The organism is Acinetobacter sp. YH16052, assembly GCF_013417155.1.
In the GTDB taxonomy this organism is placed as follows: Bacteria; Pseudomonadota; Gammaproteobacteria; order Pseudomonadales; family Moraxellaceae; genus Acinetobacter.
Genome location: NZ_VPEO01000106.1, coordinates 1 through 2,197, shown reverse-complemented (window position 1 = coordinate 2,197; position 2,197 = coordinate 1). Strand labels below are relative to the sequence as shown.

Sequence of the window (2,197 nt, the reverse complement as noted above, 5' to 3'; positions counted from 1 at the left end):
CAATTCATAGGGCCTTATGCTTGAGTGGTTTTCTATATCCCGAAATCTGAATCATGACAAAAGCTGCTGAAACTCTTGAAAAGAAAATCGAAGCCCAATTAGAGAAGCTGAAACAGTTAAAGGCTCGAAAACAAGCTATCGAAGCTAGAGAAAGGTCAAAGCAAAAAGAGCAGGAAAGAAAGGATGATACTAGACGTAAAATTTTGCTTGGTTCTTATTTAATTAAAAAGATGCAAAGTAATGAAGCCAACAAAGAAAAAATACTCGCTGAACTCAACGAGTATTTAACAGAAGATCGGGATAGACAGCTTTTTGACTTACCAAATATTGAGATATCTAAATAATGCAAAAAACACTAATTTTATGGGGTGGAATTTTAGCGACAATCATGGGTTCGCAAAATCTTAGTGCATGTATGCCACACTCACCAAATGAGGTATTTATAGCAAGGGTTCAATCATTTGAATCAGATAAAAATCAGACTAAATTTCAATTTTCTAACCATAATTTTATTTTTCGCCCATTAATAGCTTGGTTTAGATATTCTAGCCCAAATGAATGGAATGGCGATTTTAAAATTAAGAATATAAAAAAAGGAAATTTGATAATTGGTTTAGCATATCCGCCAGATGGTAACCAAGCAAGAAATTATCAGGTAAGTTCACTGGCACTACTTCACTGTAATAATGATGTTATATCAATAAGTAAGCCATCCACTCCTTTTTTAGCATGGGATAGAGCAAAAGGACGTTGTTTCTATACTGATAAGAGTGGTTTATTGAACGGCTTTCTTGAAAAAGATCAGGCATATTATTTACATAAAATTCAAGCTAAATATCCGACTTGCCGTAAACTGTACTCAGCATTCCCTATGACGTAATGTATATAAAATCTTAGTCTTTGAAGTCTGTTTCAGTCCGCAATGCTTTAAAAATCCGCTTTGCGGTTTCCTCTCGGACGGATGTAGGGTCACGTAAAATATTGGCAATCCATATTGAAAAGGCTGGGTAATCTTTATTGTCGGCTAAGTCAGAGATGCTATGAACCTTAGATAATACTGAACTGTAGGTCTTAATTTGACTGTCAGATAAGTTGCTGAACATATCTATAGTTTTTTGATCTCGCTGAGATTCTATTTTTTTAGGTGACAATTTTTGCTTAAATTTTAATTCTATGTGTGTGAACTTACGCCCTGTTTTTAACAGTTTATATTTGATTGTAATGGGAGATTTTTCATTAAGTTCATCAATTGCGGTATCTATTACCCATCTTTTTAAGTCTGCCGTTAATGGATACTTATTATTCAGATCAAGCATATTGCGCAAGTCATCAAGCCTTATTTTTCGATAACCTGTACTCTTGAATTGCATCATTAATTCATAAAATCGAACGCTATACCCACTACTTACTCCTGCTATGTCTTGAAGAAAATATTGTGTGAAGTTAGATGATAAGTTACTAATAAAGGGTAATACAGACTTACTAAACCTTATTGCCGCCAAAATATAATCTTCTGCATAAGGATCGCTCCCTGTCACCTCTTGGATAAATTCAGGATTAGCCAAAGCCCAATCACTATTGTATTTCATGATGTCTTGAACCCATCGAGTTTTAAATGTCCCTGCTTCAGTTGTTATTGTAATAACTCTATTAAAAAGTCGATCACATGCTTCTCTAATTTCTCTGCTTGCTGTTTTTGGGTTAACACCTAACTCAATAAATGATTCCCTTGTGACGCAATAACCTGTGTTATCTGTCACTTCTTCGCCTTTGGGTATACAGGCTATAGCCGCCAAAATTAAGCGCTGTTCATTCAAAGACAGTTGATAACTAGCTTCAATAATATTATTTGCTTTGACTACTAAGAGCTTACTCATTTTTGTATTCCTTATTATTAATTATGAGAATAATATATCGCCTCATAGTTATGCGTCAATCCCTCATAGTTATGCGTCAATCCCTCATAGTTATGCGTCAATCCCTCATAGTTATGCGTCAATCCCTCATAGTTAAACCTTGCAAAGCCACGCACAGCATGGCTTTGAGTGGGGTCTAAAAATATTTAAAAATATTTAAAATATTAAAAAATAGGGAAATACTTAAAACTGCCCTATGTACTCGCTAAAGCTCGTACTCTATTGAAGCTCGTTCCTCGCTTCGTGGGGCAGTTTTTGGTTAATCCTGTTTGTGAAATCTA

Annotated in this window: 3 protein-coding genes; 2 read left to right on the top strand and 1 reads right to left on the bottom strand. The window is 34.9% G+C overall.

Annotated elements, in window-relative coordinates; all coding sequences use genetic code 11:
• Positions 1 to 53 precede the first annotated feature (53 nt).
• Together FTV42_RS16380 and FTV42_RS16375 are read left to right on the top strand one after the other, a co-directional pair.
• Positions 54 to 344, top strand: a complete 291-nt coding sequence (locus FTV42_RS16380; protein ID WP_179997627.1) for a mobilization protein — start codon at positions 54 to 56, stop codon at positions 342 to 344.
• Entirely contained in the window at positions 344 to 880 is a 537-nt protein-coding gene (locus FTV42_RS16375; protein WP_253135668.1) for a hypothetical protein, read from the top strand. Before FTV42_RS16380 ends, FTV42_RS16375 begins: the two co-directional genes overlap by 1 nt.
• A 13-nt stretch (positions 881 to 893) precedes the next feature.
• Here FTV42_RS16375 and FTV42_RS16370 read toward each other — a convergent pair whose 3' ends face one another.
• Complete coding sequence (locus FTV42_RS16370) at positions 894 to 1,877, bottom strand: RepB family plasmid replication initiator protein (protein WP_151710986.1); 984 nt, start codon at positions 1,875 to 1,877, stop codon at positions 894 to 896.
• Between the last annotated feature and the right edge of the window lie 320 nt (positions 1,878 to 2,197).

Excerpts from the sequence above, each read along its gene's own strand:
- FTV42_RS16380 (WP_179997627.1), top strand. The coding sequence starts at position 54 with ATGACAAAAGCTGCTGAAACTCTTGAAAAGAAAATCGAAGCCCAATTA.
- FTV42_RS16375 (WP_253135668.1), top strand. The coding sequence starts at position 344 with ATGCAAAAAACACTAATTTTATGGGGTGGAATTTTAGCGACAATCATG.
- FTV42_RS16370 (WP_151710986.1), bottom strand. The coding sequence starts at position 1,877 with ATGAGTAAGCTCTTAGTAGTCAAAGCAAATAATATTATTGAAGCTAGT.